The following is an 18,606-nucleotide window of genomic DNA, read 5'->3' as shown; positions in this document are numbered from 1 at the left end:
AGACATTAAATAAAGATTATCTAAAAGTTAATTCAAAAAATTTGTAATCTTACATATCGAAATAAAAAGACCAATCATGAACAAATTCTTTACATTCCTTTTGATATTTATCGGGCTTCTATCTTGTACTAAGGATGAAAATATAATCCCTAATGTGCCGGTAAATTTTAGAATTCAAGCCTCTGAACTTGGAGGCGTCGGCAGCGCTATTTATACTCCAGAAGTCTATGGTGTTAGAGGAATCATAATTTATCATAAAAATAGCAACGAATACGTCGCTTTTGAAAGAGCATGTTCTTACAGGCCTTCAAATAATTGTGAGGTAATTCAGTTAAATGACGAGCTAAATCCAAGCTTTTTAACGGACAGCTGTTGCAGCTCTAATTTTCTACTAGACGATGGCACGCCTTTCAGCGGCCCAGCCTTACTCCCACTAAAACAATACGTTACTAGTTTCGATGGAACCTATGTATATATTTCTAATTAATTCAGAACGATACGCTTAGCTAATTGCTGACCATTAGAATGTAATTTTAAAATATACCCACCCCTTGTAAGAGCTCTTAAGTCTAAACGATGTTTAACACCCCACAACTCTTGACTAAACACTTTTCGCCCTTGCATATCATACAATTCCAAAAAAGTAAATGAATGTTTACTATCTATGACAATATCTATATAGTCATTTGCAGGGTTAGGAAAAACAGATAATTTATTACTCGCATAATCGTAAAGAGATGCCGTACTAAAAAACACATCTTCTGAAACAAATTTACATCCCCATTGGTCAGTAAGCAACAGACTGTAATTCCCTTCATCTTGTGCTATTAGCATATAAGAATTAGCTCCCATAATTTCTACCCCTTCATACAACCATTGATATTCATAAATGGAAGATTGGATATAACTTAGCGTATCAAAACTGACGTCAATATCTGGGCTGTAGTCATCTTCACAAATTACTACCAAAAGCTCTTCAGACTGAGACGAACACCCAAATTCATTAGTTAGTAGCAAATAATAAAAACCCGAATAAACAGGTGAGTAATTTAAGCTATTAGCGTTAGGAATAGGGCTTTGATTGTAATACCACTGGTAATTTAAGTTTAGTGAGTCTGAATCAACGGACAACACAGTATTTAGCTCATCAAAACTGATATTGAATTGATTAGGTGATTCATAAACATAAATAGTATCCACAACATCAGCAATTGGCGAGGGCTCAATTTCTAAAATAGTATAATCTACTACCAGGTCACCATTATTTAACGTCGAAGAGGTAGAAAAACCATTAAAACTCACAGAACCCAAATTATCATCTGAAGTTACTCCGTCTTCATCCCATACTTGAATGGTATAATCTTGGTTAGACAAAGCTATATTATCTAAAGTCCATAAAACAGGAAAGGAATTATCGACTTCTACACTGGAACTGTATATTTCATTGCCATCACCGTCAAACAATTTGAAATATGGATCCGGGTTTAATGCTCCAAAAGCATCGTCTATATCGCCGCCCCATCCCGAAGCATTACTTACCTGTATTGAGGACAAAAAATGGAGCGTTTCGGTAGATGAATACGCCAAATAATGAACTTCATACATTCCTGGATCTGTATATAATTGAGCTGACGGATTTTCTAAGCCATTCTGATTACCGTTGCCAAAGTCCCAAGAATAAGCCGCATTATTGGGATTGTTATTTATAAAATATACTGTTAGCGGAGCACATCCTGAAAAATTAGACATTGCAAAACCGTCATTAGCCGATGTGTTAGGAAGAATTGTTAAAGGCAAACTAAACATAATTTCCTCTGGACCAACCGCCCAAGACAACTCATGCGTTGCCACAACAGTAACATCTACATCAAACTCCCCATATTCGAGAGGCATACCGTATATATTTACACAACCGTACTGACTAACAGATGGATTATAATGACATTGACTGTCAGAATTGTTGCACTCCCAAGAGAGGCCAATTGGTAAAGAAATAGAACTAATATGATAGTCTTCAAAGGCTATCAGCGGTTCTCCAAAACCCTCAATTTCAACCAAGGTATCAACTGGCAAAACAAAAGTTAAATCTTGATCGTAATTTTGATTAACGTATCCTACCGATAGTGTGTCAGGAGATAATCCATAATTTGCTCCAATAGGAATATAGTCCTCGTCAGGAATACATTGAGCGTGAAGGTAAACACTTACAAAAGTGAAAACTATTGAAAAAAAAGTAGATTTAAACATATCATAATCTTGTTAAGCACAACAAGATTATGATATATTTTTATAATTTACAAGTTTAGTACCTGTAATAGTCTGGCTTGTATGGCCCAACAACTGGAACTCCAATGTAGTCCGCTTGATCGGTAGTGAGTTCATCTAACTCAACACCAATTTTAGATAAATGGAGACGTGCTACTTTTTCATCAAGATGCTTTGGCAAAGTGTACACCTTCTTTTCGTAGTTATCGATATGATTCCACAATTCCATCTGAGCTATAACTTGATTGGTAAAAGATGCTGACATTACAAATGAAGGGTGACCAGTTGCACAACCAAGGTTAATCAGACGGCCTTCAGCCAATAAGATAATATCGTGATCACCAACAGTATATTTATCTACTTGAGGCTTAATGGTGTCTTTGCTATCTCCCCAATTGTTGTTTAACCAAGCTACATCGATTTCGTTATCGAAGTGACCAATATTACATACAATGGCTTTGTCTTTCATAATTTCGAAATGCTCACCTTTGATGATATCTTTGTTTCCTGTTGCAGTAACAATTATATCAGCCTCTGGAATAGCGTCTAACATTTTCTTAACTTCAAAACCTTCCATTGCAGCTTGCAATGCACAAATCGGGTCGATTTCGGAAACAATAACTCGAGCACCTGCTCCTCTCAAAGATTCAGCAGAACCTTTACCCACATCACCAAAACCTGCTACAACAGCAACTTTACCTGCAATCATAACATCAGTAGCACGGCGAATACCATCCACTAAAGATTCTCTACAACCGTATTTGTTATCAAACTTAGATTTAGTCACAGAATCGTTAATGTTTATTGCTGGCGTGTATAGGGTGCCATTTCTTTCTCTATCAAACAAGCGTAAAACACCCGTTGTTGTTTCTTCTGACAAACCATTAATACCTTCTGCTAACTCAGGATACTTATCAAATACCATATTTGTTAAATCACCACCATCATCTAAAATCATATTCAATGGCTTGTCTCCTTCAAACGAAAATAAGGTTTGCTCAATACACCAATTAAACTCATCCTCATTCATTCCTTTCCATGCATAAACAGGAACACCTGCTGCAGCTATTGCCGCCGCTGCATGGTCTTGGGTAGAGAATATGTTACACGAAGACCAGCTTACATCAGCACCTAATTCTATGAGGGTTTCTATCAAAACTGCTGTTTGTATGGTCATGTGTAAGCAACCAGCAATACGAGCTCCTTTCAGAGGTTTTTTGTCCCCAAACTCTTCTCTTAATGACATTAGACCTGGCATCTCTGCTTCAGCTAATTCAATTTCTTTTCTTCCCCATTCTGCTAGGGAGATATCTTTGACTTTATAAGTTAATTTTTCCACTTTAGTTTCCATTTGTTAAATTTTAGGGTACAAAAATACGAAATTAACTCCTCATTTTGACTTATATTGGCCTTTCGATGACAGATTTTTTATTTTTAAAAATTGAAGCTCAATTTCAGTTAATAATTGAAGGTGTAGATGAGCTATGTTCATGGGATAAAGACGTTAATTCTTTCAGCAGTAAAACCAAAAGAGAAAGAGAAAAATTGGCCACTCAAAATTTGATAAAACAACTTTACCCCAAAGTCTGCTTATCACACAACTCATACGGTGCACCGATTTTGTCTAATAAAAAAGCCATTTCATTATCTCATTCCAAGGATTTTTTAGCGTGCATAATAGCAGAGAACATAGCTGCAATTGACATTGAGCCCATAAGTGAAAAGGCATTTCGACTAAAAAATAAATTCTTGAGTGCCGAAGAGATTGCACTAGCAAAAAATGAGGATATAGCAACTCTTATGTGGTGTGCTAAAGAATGTTTGTATAAAATACATCAGAAAGGCAAAGTGAACTTTTCAGAAGATATAATCCTATATAGCATTGAAAAGAACACTATAAAATGTTCTATTTTTGAACAAGATTACCAATTGAAATATGAAAAATTTAAAGAACATTGGCTAGTGTATTATTTTGATTAGTTACATTTGCAGCGATGAATATTTACAATTACATAACATCAAATAAACAAAAAGGCAACAAATTGTTTGCGGTTTTAATTGACCCTGACAAACAAAACAAAGAAGAATTACTGGAGCTTATACAAAGATCTGTACTAGCTAAAGTAGATTTAATTTTTGTTGGTGGAAGCCTTTTAACTAATGGTAGTTTTGCTCATTGTATAGAAACTATTAAATCTAATTGCACCATTCCAGTAGTGATTTTTCCTGGAAACTCTATGCAGGTCAATAAAGATGCTGATGGTATTTTATTTTTATCCTTGATTTCTGGAAGAAATCCAGACATGCTCATCGGCAATCAAGTTATTGCTGCTCCTATCCTTAAACATTCTAATTTAGAGGTGCTATCTACTGGCTACATTCTTATCGATAGCGGCAAACCAACTACGGTGTCCTATATGAGTAATACCACGCCTATACCTCATGACAAAAACGATGTAGCACTTTGTACAGCTATGGCTGGTGAGATGCTAGGACTTAAACTCATTTTTATGGATGGTGGAAGCGGCGCCACAAACCCTATTTCTGAGTCTATGATTAGTATGGTGAGTCAGTCTTTGGACGTACCCTTAATTATTGGCGGTGGTATTTGTAGCGCAGAAAAAGCAGTCGCTAATTGCCAAGCAGGAGCAGATGTTATTGTTGTTGGCAACAGCATAGAAAAAAACCCTAACCTTATAGAAGAAATTGCTCAATCTATCCACCAATATAATACCATGAAAAACAATGAAGTGCTCAGTAGAAATTAGCATGTACCCTCTCGACAACAACTACATCAATCTGATTACACATTTTATTAAAAGCCTCAGAAAACATCCATTCATCACATTAGAAACTAATGGCATGAGTACACAAGTGTTTGGCGATTATGACAATGTAATGTCTGCCATTAATAAAGAGATGAAGAACAACTTTTTAATGCAAAACAAAGTAGTCTTCAATATGAAAGTCATTAATGCCCATTTGCAAGAAAAGCCTAGCTTTTAGCTAATGAAAAAAGTGGTTGTTATAGGCCCAGAATGCACTGGGAAAAGTAGTCTTACAAAAGCATTAGGACAGCATTACAACACCGCCATCGTGGAAGAGTGCGCTAGAGAATATATTGACCATTTGGAGCGCTCATACACTCAAGACGATATTCTGAATATTGCCAAAAAACAAATAACACTAGAAAATACTGCAAAGCCACAAGGCGACTATTTATTTTGCGATACAGACCTCATCGTTTGTAAAGTATGGAGCGAATTCAAATACGGCAACTGCCATCCTTGGATTTTAGAGCAAATACAAAATCGTTATTATGACTATTATCTGCTGTGTGACATCGATTTGCCTTGGCAAGAAGACCAACAAAGGGAGCACCCAAATCACCGTCAAGAACTCTTCGACATCTATGAAGGCGAACTTAATAAGCTCAACAAACCCTACTCTATTATCAGAGGTCAAAACAGACTCGAATCTGCAATTGAAATTTTAGACTATTTAAACAAATAGTCTATAAAAAATGGTAGATTTGCCCTGTCTTTACGGGGTGCCTTCACAGGCTGAGATTATACCCATCGAACCTGCCAAGGTAATTCTTGGAAGGGAAGGGAGTTTAACATAATTATCCGACTGCAACTCCGTGCAGTTGGTAGTGTTTAACGCAAATTATCTAAAAGATGAAAATCAAAACTATTTTAAGCTTGAGCCTACTGCTCACTAGCTTAACGCTATCTGCACAAAATGCCGATACACTCATTATTTATCCGGAACTTCAAGAAGTAAAAATTAAGGCCTTGAGAGCTTCCCAACAAACACCCATGTCATTTACCAACATCAACAAAGAGGAGTTGGAAGAGCAGAACTTAGGGCAGGACATCCCTTATATGTTGTCACTAACCCCTTCTGTAGTTACCACCTCAGATGCTGGGGCAGGGATTGGCTATACTGGTTTTAGGGTACGTGGTAGCGACCCAACACGAATCAATGTGACCATTGACGGCATCCCACTAAACGACCCTGAATCGCAAGGGGTATGGTGGGTCAATATGCCTGACTTCACTTCATCGGTCGAAGATATTCAAATCCAAAGGGGTGTAGGCGCATCAACCAATGGAGCTGGTGCTTTTGGCGCAAGCGTAAACCTAAAAACGCAATCGCTAAGAGCAAAACCCTATGCTACTACAAACAATACAATAGGATCGTATAGCACACTCAAAAACAATATTGAATTTGGCACAGGGTTGCTTGCCGATAAATTTACCTTAGACGGTAGATTATCAAAAATTAGCTCTGACGGCTACATCGACCGAGCTACCTCTGACCTCAAATCGCTATACCTTTCTGGAGCTTACTATGGCAGTGATGACATTCTTAAACTGAGCGTAATTTCAGGAAAAGAAAAAACCTATCAGGCATGGAATGGAGTACCCCTCTCCTATTTGGATAACGATAGTCTAAGAACTTTCAATTCATACACTTATGAAAACGAAACAGACAACTATTGGCAAGACCATTACTTATTGCATTATTCCAAGCAAGTTGACAAAGATGCTAGTTATAGTTTAGGCTTACACTACACAAAGGGCAAAGGCTACTATGAGCAATACAAAAGTGGTGAAGACTTTGCCGACTACGGATTGAATAATGTTACCATTGGTAACGACACACTCACTGAAACAGACCTCATTAGAAGAAAATGGTTAGATAATGATTTTTATGGCGCTATATTTTCTTATAACAATTCAGCAGATAAACTAGACTATACCATTGGTGGTGGGTGGAATACTTATGACGGCAGACATTATGGTGTTGTCCGTTGGGCCGAATATGCTAGCAACAGTACAATCGACCACATATATTATGACAACGATGGTATTAAAACGGACTTTAATGTATATGCTAAAGGGTTGTATAATTACAGCGATGACATCACCATTTATGCTGATTTGCAGCACCGCCAAATTGACTATTCTTTTTTGGGGAAAGATGAAAATGGTGCCCAAAGAAACGACACTGTAAATTTTGAATTTTTCAACCCTAAATTCGGTGCTTTTTATCAAATCGATGCTAACTCTTCAGCCTTTGCCTCTTTTGCTATAGCAAACAGAGAACCCAACCGTGCGGATTTTGTAGAATCTTCTCCTAACTCAAGACCATTACACGAAACTTTGTACGATACAGAACTGGGTTATAAATTAAATGGTGACAGGTTTGCTTTCTCTGCAACGGCATACTATATGATTTATGAAAACCAACTCATACTGACAGGTAAAATAAACGATGTAGGCGCATATACTAGAGAAAACGTGGACTATAGCGAAAGAAAAGGTATAGAACTAGAAGCTGCCTTTAAAATCATTGAAAAGTTAAACTGGTCTGCTAACGCATCGTTTAGCGAAAACACCATTGCTCACTATACCGAATATGTAGATAATTGGCATACTTGGGGACAAGAAATTAATACTTATTCCAACACAACTATTGCATTTTCTCCTGATTTGATTTGGTCAAGTAAGTTGGACTACCAATTCAAAGATAATATCGACTTGCAATTCATTTCAAAATATGTAGATGAACAGTATATTGATAACACCTCAAGCGATGACAGAAAACTTGATTCCTATTTAGTTCATCATGCAAGAATGATATGGAACATAAAAAGTCAGTTATTCAAATCGGCAAAATTAAGCTTTCAAATCAATAACCTATTGGATGAAAACTATGTCAACAACGCATGGATTTACCGCTTCAAATCTGACGGCTACGACCCAAGACCTGACGACCCATATGTAACGGCTAATAGTGATGGCGGCTACGATATGGCAGGATATTTTCCTCAAGCTAAAAGAAACTTTTTATTGGGACTGACACTCGGCTTTTAGAGGCTAATATAAATTCTACAATCACGCCCTTTGATCGAATTGAAGGGCGTGATTATCTATAATAGATATACTTTTTTGAAGACACCTTTTCAGCATCGGACTCACAACTTTCTAAACTTCCACTCTCCCAATCCATATCGGCACCGTTTTGCAAATTATTAATGTAGTTTTTGGTATTGACAGCCCACCTTTCCCAATCGTAGCGATGTTTAAAATACCCGCCTCTAAACGACCAATATTTGCGGCCTCTACCTACTTTATTATTATGTAGATCCATATATTTATCACTGACTTTAGGGTTGGAATTTAAACGTTCATAAGTAGACATAACCATAGCAGAACCCGAACACCCCAAATACCTTCTCAACATCATACTCACATAGACATGCCTAAACGCATCGCCCCGACAGCCACTACCTAAAGCATTGGGAAAATAAAATTCTGCTTTTTGTTGAGCTCTAATCCTCGATTGTAGTATCCTAAAAACAGAATACTCAACTGCAATTGCTAAAGGGATAAGCATATAAGAGATGTTTACATCATTAATCCAAAATCGGCCAAAAGCGTGAAATGCACTATCCATTTGACTCTTATTCAACTGAAGTAATGCTATGTTATCCCAAACACTCAAAGCAACCACTTCTGAATGAGATAAATTCATATTAATAACCTCTTGTTCGTAAGACATATATGGCTGATATTCTTCAACCATTAAAGAAGAGTCCACAGAGTTGGTAAGCATACTATAATTAGTGACACTCTTAATATATTGGTTATAGGACTCCTCAAAATGTTCGGCTTCAACTTTTGATTCACGAGTCATTCCATCATATGCTGTATTTGGAAATAATTCAATTAATCGTTTCTCAAAATAGTGTTCCCTACTTTGCTTAAAATCAGTGGAATGTAACAAATCATACTCCTTTTCTATTATGTACAAATACGACAATGGAAAAGAAGGCAAATTGGTATTAAAAATGGGTTCTGGAATAGGTTCAATAGGATAATCTTTACTACAAGAAAAAAAAGACAATGCTAGACACAGCACAGCCATAAGGGTTAGCTTTTTTATATTAATAGGCTTTTAAAAGGGAAACTAATTTACAAAAAAAAAGCTATCTCAAAACCTCTAGACCTTTAGCCTTATCTAATTGCAATTGATTTTGTAAGTCATCAAGATTTTCAAAAAGGATTTCATCTCTCAAACGACAAACGAAATACACTCTAAGAAGTTGATCGTAAATACTAGAATCAAAGTCAAAAATATGAACTTCAACACTTTGTTGATTTCCTTTTACGGTAGGGTTGTTTCCAATATTCATCATTCCATTGTGCAATTGCCCTTTGACCTCAACATTAACGGCATAAACACCATCTTTAGGTATCAACTTAGTTTCATCAGAAATAGAAAGATTAGCGGTTGGAAAACCAATAGTTCTTCCTATTTTTTTGCCTTCCACAACTCGCCCTTGAAAAGAATAATTATAACCCAAATACTCAGATGCTTTTGAAACATTTCCAGACAAAAGAGCCTTGCGAATTTTGGTAGAACTGATACTAACATCATCGATTAGCTGGGCCGATATTTCTTCCACTTCAAAGCCATACAAAGGAGCGTATTCTTTAAGGTGTTCAAAAGAGCCTTCTCTATTTCTTCCGAAATGGTGATTATAGCCAATAACGAGCTTGTGGGTATGCAATTGGTTAACAATAATATCCCTTACAAATTGCATAGAGGTTGTACGTGAGAATGCTTTAGTAAATGGATGTATAATTAAGTGCTCTATTCCCGCTTCTTCCAGCAGTTTAATTTTTTCTTCCATAGTATTAATCAACTGAAGCTGATGATCTTCAGGAAAAAGAACCATTCGAGGGTGCGGAGAAAAAGTCAGCAAAACCGTTTCTCCCTTTTGTTTTTGAGCAATCTCTTTTAGGCGATCAATAATGATTTTATGACCAAAATGAACACCATCAAAAGTACCTGTAGTTAGGATAGGACGACTTACATTTTTGAACTCAGAAATGGAATGATATACCTTCAAATTTTGATTTCTATTTTGAATGTTAAAACCTTGTTCAAAAGTACTAATTAATTTATTGAATAAATCTTTGCGACAAACTAAATAATTCACGTATTTTTGCCCGAAATTAACATAGGATTTAAACCTATATTTAACTGAAATAATTAAGCATAACAAGATGTCACAGAATAAAGGTAAAATTTCACAAATCATCGGACCAGTTGTCGATGTTACTTTCGAAAACAACGAAGCAGGATTACCAGATATTTATGATTCTCTAGAGATAACTAAAGATAATGGTGTAAAATTAGTCCTAGAATGTCAACAACACATTGGAGAAGATACAGTTCGTGCCATTTCCATGGATTCTACTGACGGATTAAAAAGAGGCGTTGAAGTAGTCGCTACAGGCGCACCAATTAAAATGCCTGCTGGTGAGCATATCAAAGGACGTGTATTTAACGTAATTGGTGAAGCTATTGACGGTATGGAAAATTTAGACCGTGAGAATGGACTTCCTATTCACCGTGAAGCACCAAAATTTGAAGACTTATCTACTTCAACAGAAGTATTATACACTGGTATCAAAGTTATTGACCTTATCGAGCCTTATGCAAAAGGTGGTAAGATTGGTTTGTTTGGTGGTGCTGGTGTAGGTAAAACAGTACTTATTCAGGAGTTAATTAATAACATCGCCAAAGGACACGGTGGTTTATCTGTATTTGCTGGTGTAGGTGAAAGAACTCGTGAAGGAAACGATTTATTAAGAGAGATGTTAGAGTCTGGTATTATTGATTACGGCCCAGATTTCTTGCACTCTATGGAAGAAGGCGGATGGGATTTATCTAAAGTAGATGCCTCTAAAATGGGCGACTCTAAAGCGTCTTTCGTATTCGGTCAGATGAACGAACCTCCAGGGGCTCGTGCTCGTGTGGCTTTATCAGGACTAACATTAGCGGAATACTTCCGTGATGGTGATGGAAAAGGAAAAGGTCGTGATGTATTATTCTTCGTTGACAATATTTTCCGATTTACTCAAGCTGGTTCTGAGGTATCAGCACTTCTAGGTCGTATGCCATCAGCAGTAGGTTATCAGCCAACTCTAGCAACAGAGATGGGAACGATGCAAGAGCGTATTACTTCCACTAAAAACGGCTCTATTACATCTGTACAAGCAGTATATGTACCTGCCGATGACTTGACAGACCCTGCACCTGCAACAACATTTGCTCACTTGGATGCAACGACAGTACTTTCAAGAAAAATTGCTGAGCTTGGTATCTATCCTGCGGTAGATCCATTAGATTCTACATCAAGAATTCTATCTCCAGATGTAGTAGGTGATGAGCACTACGATTGTGCCCAAAAAGTAAAAATGCTTTTACAGCGTTACAAAGAGTTACAAGATATTATCGCTATTCTTGGTATGGAAGAATTATCTGACGAAGATAAATTGGCTGTATCTAGAGCTAGACGTGTACAACGTTTCTTATCTCAACCATTCCACGTAGCAGAGCAGTTTACTGGTCTTAAAGGTGTATTGGTAGATATACAAGACACGATAAAAGGTTTCAACATGATTATGGACGGTGAAATGGATCAATATCCTGAAGCTGCCTTCAACCTAGTTGGAACTATTGAAGAAGCTAAAGAAAAAGGTGAAAAAATGTTAGCAGAAGCTAAATAATTATTGACAGATGCAATTAGAAATTATCACACCTGAACACAAAGTATTTGAAGGGCAAGTAAGCTCCGTTCAACTTCCAGGAGTTGATGGTAAGTTTGAAATTTTGAACAACCATGCTCCTATCATTTCTACTTTAACAAAAGGCAATGTTCGAGTTATTGACACTAACAACAATACTGAACTTTTTGAAATCAATGGTGGTGTAATTGAAATGCAAAACAATAAGATTATTGTTCTTGCTGAATAACGTTTTCACTATTTGTAATTTAAAGAGGGCTACTTAGTAACCCTCTTTTTTTATGCTATATTTGGACGTATATGTTCGAGGACAAATTAAAAAATAAATTATCTGAAAGAGAGAAAAACAACTCTCTTCGTCAGCTAAGCATAACTTCTGGCTTGGTCGATTTTTGTTCTAACGACTACTTAGGATTTGCCCAAAAACAAAACCCTAATCAACAAGCGATGGGCAGTACTGGTAGCCGACTGATAAGCGGAAACACCCCATTGCACCTTTTACTAGAAAAAGAAATTGCAAAATGCCACCAAACAGAAGCGGCATTAATCTTCAATTCAGGATACGATGCTAATTTGGGCTTTTTCTCTTGTATTCCTCAAAAAGAAGATACTGTAATCTACGACCAACTGTGCCATGCCTCCATACGTGATGGCATACGATTAGGACTAGCACGTAGTTTTGCCTTCCAACACAACGATACAATTCAGCTACAAGAAAAATTAAAACAAGCTACTGGACAAGCCTTTGTAGTGGTTGAAAGTATATACTCAATGGATGGCGATCATTCACCTCTAGAAAAAATAGCTTCAATTTGTAAAACATACGACGCAAAACTCATTGTTGATGAGGCACACGCTTTTGGTATTTTTGGAGACAAAGGTCAGGGCTTATGCCAAAATATAGACACTTTTGCTCGTATATACACCTATGGAAAAGCATTAGGAAGTCATGGCGCCGCTATTGTAGGCAGTCAGTTATTACACGATTACCTACTCAATTTTTCTAGACCATTCATTTATACAACCGCCTTGCCCCCTCACGCTATAGAACGCATTAGCTGGGCATATCAAAATATTGAAAACACAGAAGAAAGAAAAAAACTAAAACAAAACATAGCATACTTTAAAGCGAATTGTAAAAACACTAAGCTTATAGAAAGTAATTCGGCAATACAATGCGTTCTTATTGGCGGTAATAGCCCTACTAAAAAAGCCGCTATACAATTATCAAAACACCATTTAGACGTACGACCCATACTACACCCAACCGTAGCTATCGGTCAAGAGCGTTTAAGAATTTGTCTTCATTCTTTCAATACTAAAGAAGAAATTTATAACCTTTGCCAACAAATCAATTCATTTCAATGAGGTATTTTGTAACAGGCATAGGAACAGAAATAGGCAAAACCTTAACTTCATCCATATTAGTCGAAGCTTTAGAAGCCGATTATTGGAAACCCATACAATCTGGTGAATTAGAAAATAGTGACACTCTAAAAGTAAAAGCCCTCATCTCCAATAACAAAAGCCAATTTCACCAAGAAAGTTATCGGCTTAAGGCAGCCATGTCACCACACGCTGCAGCCCAAAGAGAAAACATTGAAATTCAAACGGCTAATTGCACACTTCCTCAAACACAAAATCGATTAATTATTGAAGGAGCTGGTGGCTTACACGTTCCACTTAATGACACCGATTGTATTATCGATTTAATTGCTCAATTTAAAGCGGAAACCATATTAGTAAGTCAGCATTATTTGGGTAGTATCAACCACACTTTATTGAGTGTGGAAGCCCTAGAAAACAGAGAGCTAAAAATAAAGGGCATCATCTTTAATGGTGACGAAAACAAAGACACTGAAAATATTATTTTGTCTAAAACAGGACTTAAGCTTTTGGGGAGAATTCCGCAAATAGATAAAATAGATAAAAACAGTGTTAAAACAATTGCTCAACAGTTTAAACACATCAAGTAATGAGCATTTCTAAAGATGATAAACAATACATTTGGCACCCTTTCACACAGATGAAAACGGCCGAAAACCCTATTCCCATAGTTAAAGGAAAAGGCACACTACTTATAGATGAAAATGGCAAAACTTACATTGATGCTATTTCCTCTTGGTGGGTAAATTTACACGGACATGCCAACCCCTATATTGCTCAAAAAGTTAACGAACAAATGAGCGACTTGGAGCACGTTATGTTTGCGGGGTTCACTCATCAGGCAGCCACAAACTTATGTTCTAAACTGAGCACCTACCTACCTCAAAATCAAAAGAAGTTTTTCTTTTCCGGAGACGGCTCTTCAGCCGTAGAGATTGCCCTAAAGATGAGCATACAATATTGGAAAAATAAAGGCTTGAAACGTTATCGTATTTTGGCACTAGAGGGTGGATATCATGGCGAAACTTTTGGTGCTATGTCAGCAGGAGCTAAAAGCATATTTTCTGCACCATTTGAAAATTACTTATTTAAGGTAGAACACCTACCCTTTCCATCCGATGAAGAGGCTACGCTTTCAGCACTAAAAGAACAATTGAAAAGCGGAGAAGTAGCCTGTTTTATCTTTGAACCCTTAGTTCAAGGCGCATCAGGGATGCAAATGTATTCAGCCACAACACTTGACAAAATGATAGCCTTATGTAAAGAATATGAGGTTTTGTGTATTGCCGATGAAGTAATGACTGGATTCGGGAGAACAGGAACTTATTTTGCTTGCAATCAATTGACTGAAAGTCCTGACTTAATGTGTCTATCTAAGAGTTTATCAGGGGGAACCCTACCATTATCATTAACCACTTGCAGTCAAGATATTTACGATTCATTTTTAGGGGACGACCTCAGTACAGCATTTCTTCATGGTCATTCTTTCACAGGCAACCCTATTGGTTGTGCTGCTGCCATTGCTAGTTTAGAATTATTAGAAAAAGAAAAATGTCAGAAGAAAATCCAACACATTGCTACTAAGCATCATGAATTTGCTCATAAAATTTCCCAACATTCGAAGGTCAAAAATGTCAGGCAATGCGGTACAATTTTAGCTATGGATATTGTAAGTGATAAAAAAGGATATTCCAGTAATGTTAAGCAATTGCTCTACCAGTATTTTATTGATAAAGGTGTGCTACTGCGTCCACTAGGAAATGTGCTTTATATCTTACCTCCATACTGCATTACTGACCAAGAACTTAACACCGTTTATAATAGCATTTTTGAGGCCTTAGAAAAGGTCGAATAGTGTATCTTTGAACCCCATGCAACCTATACTGATAATAGCAAAAGCAAGTGTGTCAGCACTTGGGCACGAAAGAGAACGTATTTGGGCTCAATATCAGAGTAAAGAATCGGCCTTAACCATTTGTTGTTTTAACGATAGAGATACGCCAACAGGCAAATTAAATGCCGAAACAGAAAAGAAATTACTCCAGCTAAGACAAGAAAATAATCATTACAGAAGGTTAGATAAAAGTGTTTTATTGGGCATAATGGCAGGTCGTCAAGCCTTATCAGAAAGTCATTGGAACAATTTATCTGAGGTTGGTATAAATATGGGCTCATCAAGAGGCGCTACTCAACTTTTTGAAAAATATCACAAACACTTCATCGAGTCACCCAACGATAGAATGTCACCATTAGTATCGCCCACTACAACATTAGGAAATATTGCCTCTTGGCTAGCATTCGATTTAGGCACAAAGGGAGCGACTCTTTCTCATTCCATCACTTGCAGTACAGCATTACACTCTATACTTAACGCTTGTGTTTGGATAAAAAGCGGAATGAGTCAACGCTTCATTGCTGGTGGTAGCGAAGCACCACTTAGCGACTTTACTATTGCTCAAATGCGGGGCATAGGTATATATTCAAAGAAGACTAACGATTGGCCTTGTTCTCCACTCAGAATAAGCAAACAATCGAATACTATGGTGCTTGGCGAGGGCTCTGCCGTTTTTTGTTTAGAGAAAGATAAAGGTCAGAAGAGTCTAGCTAAAATCATTGGATTAGGCTATGCCACAGAGAAGATAGAACACCCCGCCTCATTATCTGCAGACGCTCAATGTATGCAAAAAAGTATGCTAATGGCACTAAAAGATAGTGGATTAAAGACAGTAGATGCTATAATAATGCACGCTCCCGGCACACTTCAAGGGGATAAGGCAGAAATACAAGCCATACAAAACATTTTTGGAGAAAAAACACCTCACCTTATAAGCACCAAACACCAAAGCGGTCATACTTTTGGGGCATCTGGCGGCATAAGTTTAGATTTAGCAATAGAAATGCTACAAAAAGAAGAACTGATTTCTTTCCCTTACGAAACGGAAGTAGAACAGAAACAAAAAGCACCAAAAAGCATTTTGGTTAATGCTGTTGGATTTGGTGGAAATGCAGTCAGTATTATAGTTCAAAAAGCAGATTAAAAACTATATTTGTTACACAAATGCAATCGATATGAATAAAAGTTGGACATTACAGGAAGTTTTAGACGTTTACAACAAACCTCTAATGAGTTGATTTATGAAGCAGCTCAGACTCATAGACAAAATCACAATCCACTTGAAGTTCAAATTAGCACTTTATTATCCATTAAAACAGGTGGATGTCCTGAAGACTGTGGCTACTGCCCTCAAGCGGCACGTTATAATACAGGCATTGAAGGCAATGACCTTATGAGCGTTTCACAAGTTAAGGCACAAGCCCTTAGAGCCAAAGCCAATGGCTCATCTCGTTTGTGTATGGGAGCAGCTTGGAGAAACATTCAAAACAACGAAGAATTCGATCAAGTTTTGGAAATGGTACAAACCGTCAACAACCTAGAAATGGAAGTGTGTTGCACTTTAGGAATGATGACAGAAGAACAAGCTCAACGCCTAGCCGATGCAGGACTATATGCTTACAACCACAATTTGGACACTTCGGAAGAACACTACAAAGAAATTATTTCTACTAGAGATTATGACGACAGGATAAAAACGATTGAGAACGCCTCAAAGGCGGGGATTAGCGTATGTTCTGGCGGTATCGTAGGCATGGGCGAATCTATTGAAGACCGTTGCGGAATGCTCGTCACTTTAGCTAATATGAATCCACAACCTAAGTCTGTTCCTATTAATGCGCTGGTAGCTGTTGAAGGAACACCACTAGAAGAGCAAGAAACAATATCTATTTGGGAAATGGTACGTATGGTAGCGACTACTCGTATTGTAATGCCTAAAGCAGTAGTTCGTTTGTCTGCTGGAAGAACTGAGATGAGTGACGAAGGACAAGCCTTGTGTTTCATGTCTGGTGCATCTTCCATATTTGCTGGGGATAAGCTACTAACCACTCCTAACCCAGACATTAACCAAGACATGAAACTCTTTGATATTTTGGGCATCACCCCTAAAGAACCATTTGTAGATGGTGAGCAACCTGTGACCAACGAAAACTACAAGAAATGCTTATCAACAAAAGGTAATGTTAAATGGAATAGACCCGAACATAGCATTGAACGCAACGAGAAGGCTAAAGCAAAAGCTAAGCAAGAAAAAAGCAACTTAACTACATCTTAAACAAGTCTTGAACGGCATCATAAGTAGACTTTAGCAATTCCTTTTCCTTTAAAAAACGAATAACTTTCTTTTTATCCTCTAGGCTGACTAAATCTAAATTTATATATAAGACTTTGTGTGTTTCTCTAAATACATAATCACCATCTTCAATAAAAACACCTTTTAATTTAGAAAGGCTTAATGTTTGGGACATATTATAGCCACTTCTTATACGATCGCCTTTAATATGCAAGTAAGGTTTTTGTAAAGAAACTACAATTATAACAAGATAAAGAGCTAGTAATACATCGAGCAGAAAAGGTTCGTCTACCATTAGAACAATTAACAAATAGAGAATAGATATAACAGCTAAGGCAATGAACCATTTCTTCTTGTAGCTCTTGGAATAATAAATTTTTAAGTCTTTACCCATAATTCTATAAAGATTGATTTTCAATAAAATTCAACAACTTCTTTCTGGTATCACTATCCACGAAGTTGAGTTTAATCATTAATTGATCATGATTAGTTCTGAAGACGACCTTTGATTCAGTAGTATCTATATCGACTAGCTCATTTATCTTTAATTTTTTGAAATAAAATCCATCTTGAATTAACTCATTATCAGTAATAGTCAATGTTGGTCTATTGACATACTTTAAGAAGATATAGAGCATATTCACAAAAAAGAATAGAAAAATAAACGATCGATTTAAAAGGATAAAAAATATCAAGAACGAAAAGGTAATACATAGAAAAGTAAAGCGGTATTTACTTGAAAAGTATAGGTTTGTAAGCTGATTCATTGTTTTAAGTTTTAAGGTTATTTATTTCTGATAGGCGTTAATCTTATAAGATAAAACTAAAGCGATAACACCGTACAAAACTCAAGATGTAAGCAAAGAGAGTAGATAATAAATGAATAGGTGAAGTAGTGTTAAAAGGGCTTCGTTTTTTCATGATTAGACGTCATTAAGTGTGTCAAATATAGCTAATTATTTTAGTTTAGAATTTCCTAGATGGCGCTCAGCATCTCTTACTGTCTTGACTTTCAGTTTTTTATCAAAGGCTTCTTGCAGCTTGGTATCGGTTTGATTGGCCAAACACAAAAGAACAAATAAGACATCTGCTAATTCTTCTCCTAAATCGGAGTTGTCGCTATCCTTATACGATTGTTCGCCATATTTTCTTGCTAT

Annotated in this window: 19 protein-coding genes, 1 pseudogene and 1 riboswitch; of the genes and pseudogenes, 13 read left to right on the top strand and 7 right to left on the bottom strand. The window is 36.8% G+C overall.

Translation table 11 applies throughout. The features are described from left to right. Positions 1-76: 76 nt before the first annotated feature. Positions 77-487, top strand: a complete 411-nt coding sequence (locus tag P8I29_00205; GenBank protein ID MDG1916225.1) for a hypothetical protein — start codon at positions 77-79, stop codon at positions 485-487. Here P8I29_00205 and P8I29_00200 read toward each other — a convergent pair. Together P8I29_00200 and ahcY are read right to left on the bottom strand one after the other, a co-directional pair. Further along, positions 484-2,247, bottom strand: a complete 1,764-nt coding sequence (locus P8I29_00200) for a T9SS type A sorting domain-containing protein (protein MDG1916224.1) — start codon at positions 2,245-2,247, stop codon at positions 484-486. The genes P8I29_00205 and P8I29_00200 overlap by 4 nt on opposite strands. 55 nt (positions 2,248-2,302) lie before the next feature. Next, positions 2,303-3,616: an adenosylhomocysteinase gene (ahcY, locus tag P8I29_00195; protein ID MDG1916223.1), complete on the bottom strand. Its 1,314-nt coding sequence runs from the start codon at positions 3,614-3,616 to the stop codon at positions 2,303-2,305. A gap of 65 nt (positions 3,617-3,681) precedes the next feature. Between ahcY and P8I29_00190 the strand changes: the two genes are divergently transcribed. The 5 genes from P8I29_00190 to P8I29_00170 all read left to right on the top strand — a co-directional run bounded on the left by P8I29_00190 (position 3,682) and on the right by P8I29_00170 (position 8,150). After that, positions 3,682-4,245, top strand: coding sequence for a 4'-phosphopantetheinyl transferase superfamily protein (locus P8I29_00190; GenBank protein MDG1916222.1), 564 nt, complete (start codon positions 3,682-3,684; stop codon positions 4,243-4,245). A gap of 14 nt (positions 4,246-4,259) precedes the next feature. Further along, entirely contained in the window at positions 4,260-5,033 is a 774-nt protein-coding gene (locus P8I29_00185) for a geranylgeranylglyceryl/heptaprenylglyceryl phosphate synthase (GenBank protein MDG1916221.1), read from the top strand. Beyond that, positions 5,011-5,271: a YkoF family thiamine/hydroxymethylpyrimidine-binding protein gene (locus tag P8I29_00180; GenBank protein ID MDG1916220.1), complete on the top strand. Its 261-nt coding sequence runs from the start codon at positions 5,011-5,013 to the stop codon at positions 5,269-5,271. The genes P8I29_00185 and P8I29_00180 overlap by 23 nt, the downstream gene beginning before the upstream one ends. 3 nt (positions 5,272-5,274) lie before the next feature. Further along, positions 5,275-5,778, top strand: a complete 504-nt coding sequence (locus P8I29_00175) for an ATP-binding protein (protein ID MDG1916219.1) — start codon at positions 5,275-5,277, stop codon at positions 5,776-5,778. 23 nt (positions 5,779-5,801) lie between these two features. Further along, a riboswitch (TPP riboswitch) is annotated at positions 5,802-5,892 on the top strand. Positions 5,893-5,945: 53 nt separating this feature from the next. Then, positions 5,946-8,150, top strand: a complete 2,205-nt coding sequence (locus P8I29_00170; GenBank protein ID MDG1916218.1) for a TonB-dependent receptor — start codon at positions 5,946-5,948, stop codon at positions 8,148-8,150. Between the two features lie 52 nt (positions 8,151-8,202). On the opposite strand, the gene P8I29_00165 is transcribed toward P8I29_00170, so the two are convergent. Further along, a complete protein-coding gene (locus P8I29_00165) occupies positions 8,203-9,204 on the bottom strand; it encodes a hypothetical protein (GenBank protein MDG1916217.1) in 1,002 nt (333 codons plus the stop codon). Positions 9,205-9,265: 61 nt separating this feature from the next. After that, entirely contained in the window at positions 9,266-10,192 is a 927-nt protein-coding gene (locus P8I29_00160) for a bifunctional riboflavin kinase/FAD synthetase (protein MDG1916216.1), read from the bottom strand. A gap of 157 nt (positions 10,193-10,349) precedes the next feature. On the opposite strand from P8I29_00160, the gene atpD reads away from it, so the two are divergent. The 7 genes and pseudogenes from atpD (at position 10,350) to bioB (ending at position 17,431) form a co-directional block, all read left to right on the top strand. Beyond that, on the top strand, positions 10,350-11,858 hold the full coding sequence (gene atpD / locus P8I29_00155) for a F0F1 ATP synthase subunit beta (protein MDG1916215.1): 1,509 nt from the start codon (positions 10,350-10,352) through the stop codon (positions 11,856-11,858). A 10-nt stretch (positions 11,859-11,868) separates the two neighbouring features. Then, on the top strand, positions 11,869-12,105 hold the full coding sequence (gene atpC, locus P8I29_00150; protein ID MDG1916214.1) for an ATP synthase F1 subunit epsilon: 237 nt from the start codon (positions 11,869-11,871) through the stop codon (positions 12,103-12,105). Positions 12,106-12,176: 71 nt separating this feature from the next. Continuing rightward, positions 12,177-13,244: a pyridoxal phosphate-dependent aminotransferase family protein gene (locus tag P8I29_00145; GenBank protein MDG1916213.1), complete on the top strand. Its 1,068-nt coding sequence runs from the start codon at positions 12,177-12,179 to the stop codon at positions 13,242-13,244. Next, the gene (gene bioD / locus P8I29_00140) at positions 13,241-13,852 is read left to right on the top strand and encodes a dethiobiotin synthase (protein ID MDG1916212.1); all 612 of its coding nucleotides are present in this window, start codon (positions 13,241-13,243) and stop codon (positions 13,850-13,852) included. Before P8I29_00145 ends, bioD begins: the two co-directional genes overlap by 4 nt. After that, positions 13,852-15,117: an adenosylmethionine--8-amino-7-oxononanoate transaminase gene (bioA, locus tag P8I29_00135; GenBank protein ID MDG1916211.1), complete on the top strand. Its 1,266-nt coding sequence runs from the start codon at positions 13,852-13,854 to the stop codon at positions 15,115-15,117. The genes bioD and bioA overlap by 1 nt, the downstream gene beginning before the upstream one ends. A gap of 16 nt (positions 15,118-15,133) precedes the next feature. Then, positions 15,134-16,300 carry a beta-ketoacyl synthase N-terminal-like domain-containing protein gene (locus P8I29_00130; protein MDG1916210.1) on the top strand — a complete coding sequence of 389 codons (1,167 nt, stop codon included), beginning with the start codon at positions 15,134-15,136 and terminating at the stop codon, positions 16,298-16,300. A 31-nt stretch (positions 16,301-16,331) separates the two neighbouring features. Continuing rightward, a pseudogene (gene bioB, locus P8I29_00125) lies at positions 16,332-17,431 on the top strand (biotin synthase BioB). Here bioB and P8I29_00120 read toward each other — a convergent pair. The 3 genes from P8I29_00120 to P8I29_00110 form a co-directional block, all read right to left on the bottom strand. Further along, positions 17,421-17,843, bottom strand: a complete 423-nt coding sequence (locus tag P8I29_00120) for a hypothetical protein (GenBank protein MDG1916209.1) — start codon at positions 17,841-17,843, stop codon at positions 17,421-17,423. The pseudogene bioB and the gene P8I29_00120 sit on opposite strands and share 11 nt — an antisense overlap. 4 nt (positions 17,844-17,847) lie before the next feature. Then, on the bottom strand, positions 17,848-18,216 hold the full coding sequence (locus P8I29_00115; GenBank protein ID MDG1916208.1) for a hypothetical protein: 369 nt from the start codon (positions 18,214-18,216) through the stop codon (positions 17,848-17,850). A gap of 189 nt (positions 18,217-18,405) precedes the next feature. Continuing rightward, a partial coding sequence (locus P8I29_00110; GenBank protein MDG1916207.1) for a MazG nucleotide pyrophosphohydrolase domain-containing protein occupies positions 18,406-18,606 on the bottom strand: 201 nt, incomplete at its 5' end.

The organism is Flavobacteriales bacterium (assembly GCA_029248105.1).
GTDB lineage: Bacteria > Bacteroidota > Bacteroidia > Flavobacteriales > UBA7312 > UBA8444.
This window is presented reverse-complemented; position numbering and strand designations above follow the sequence as displayed.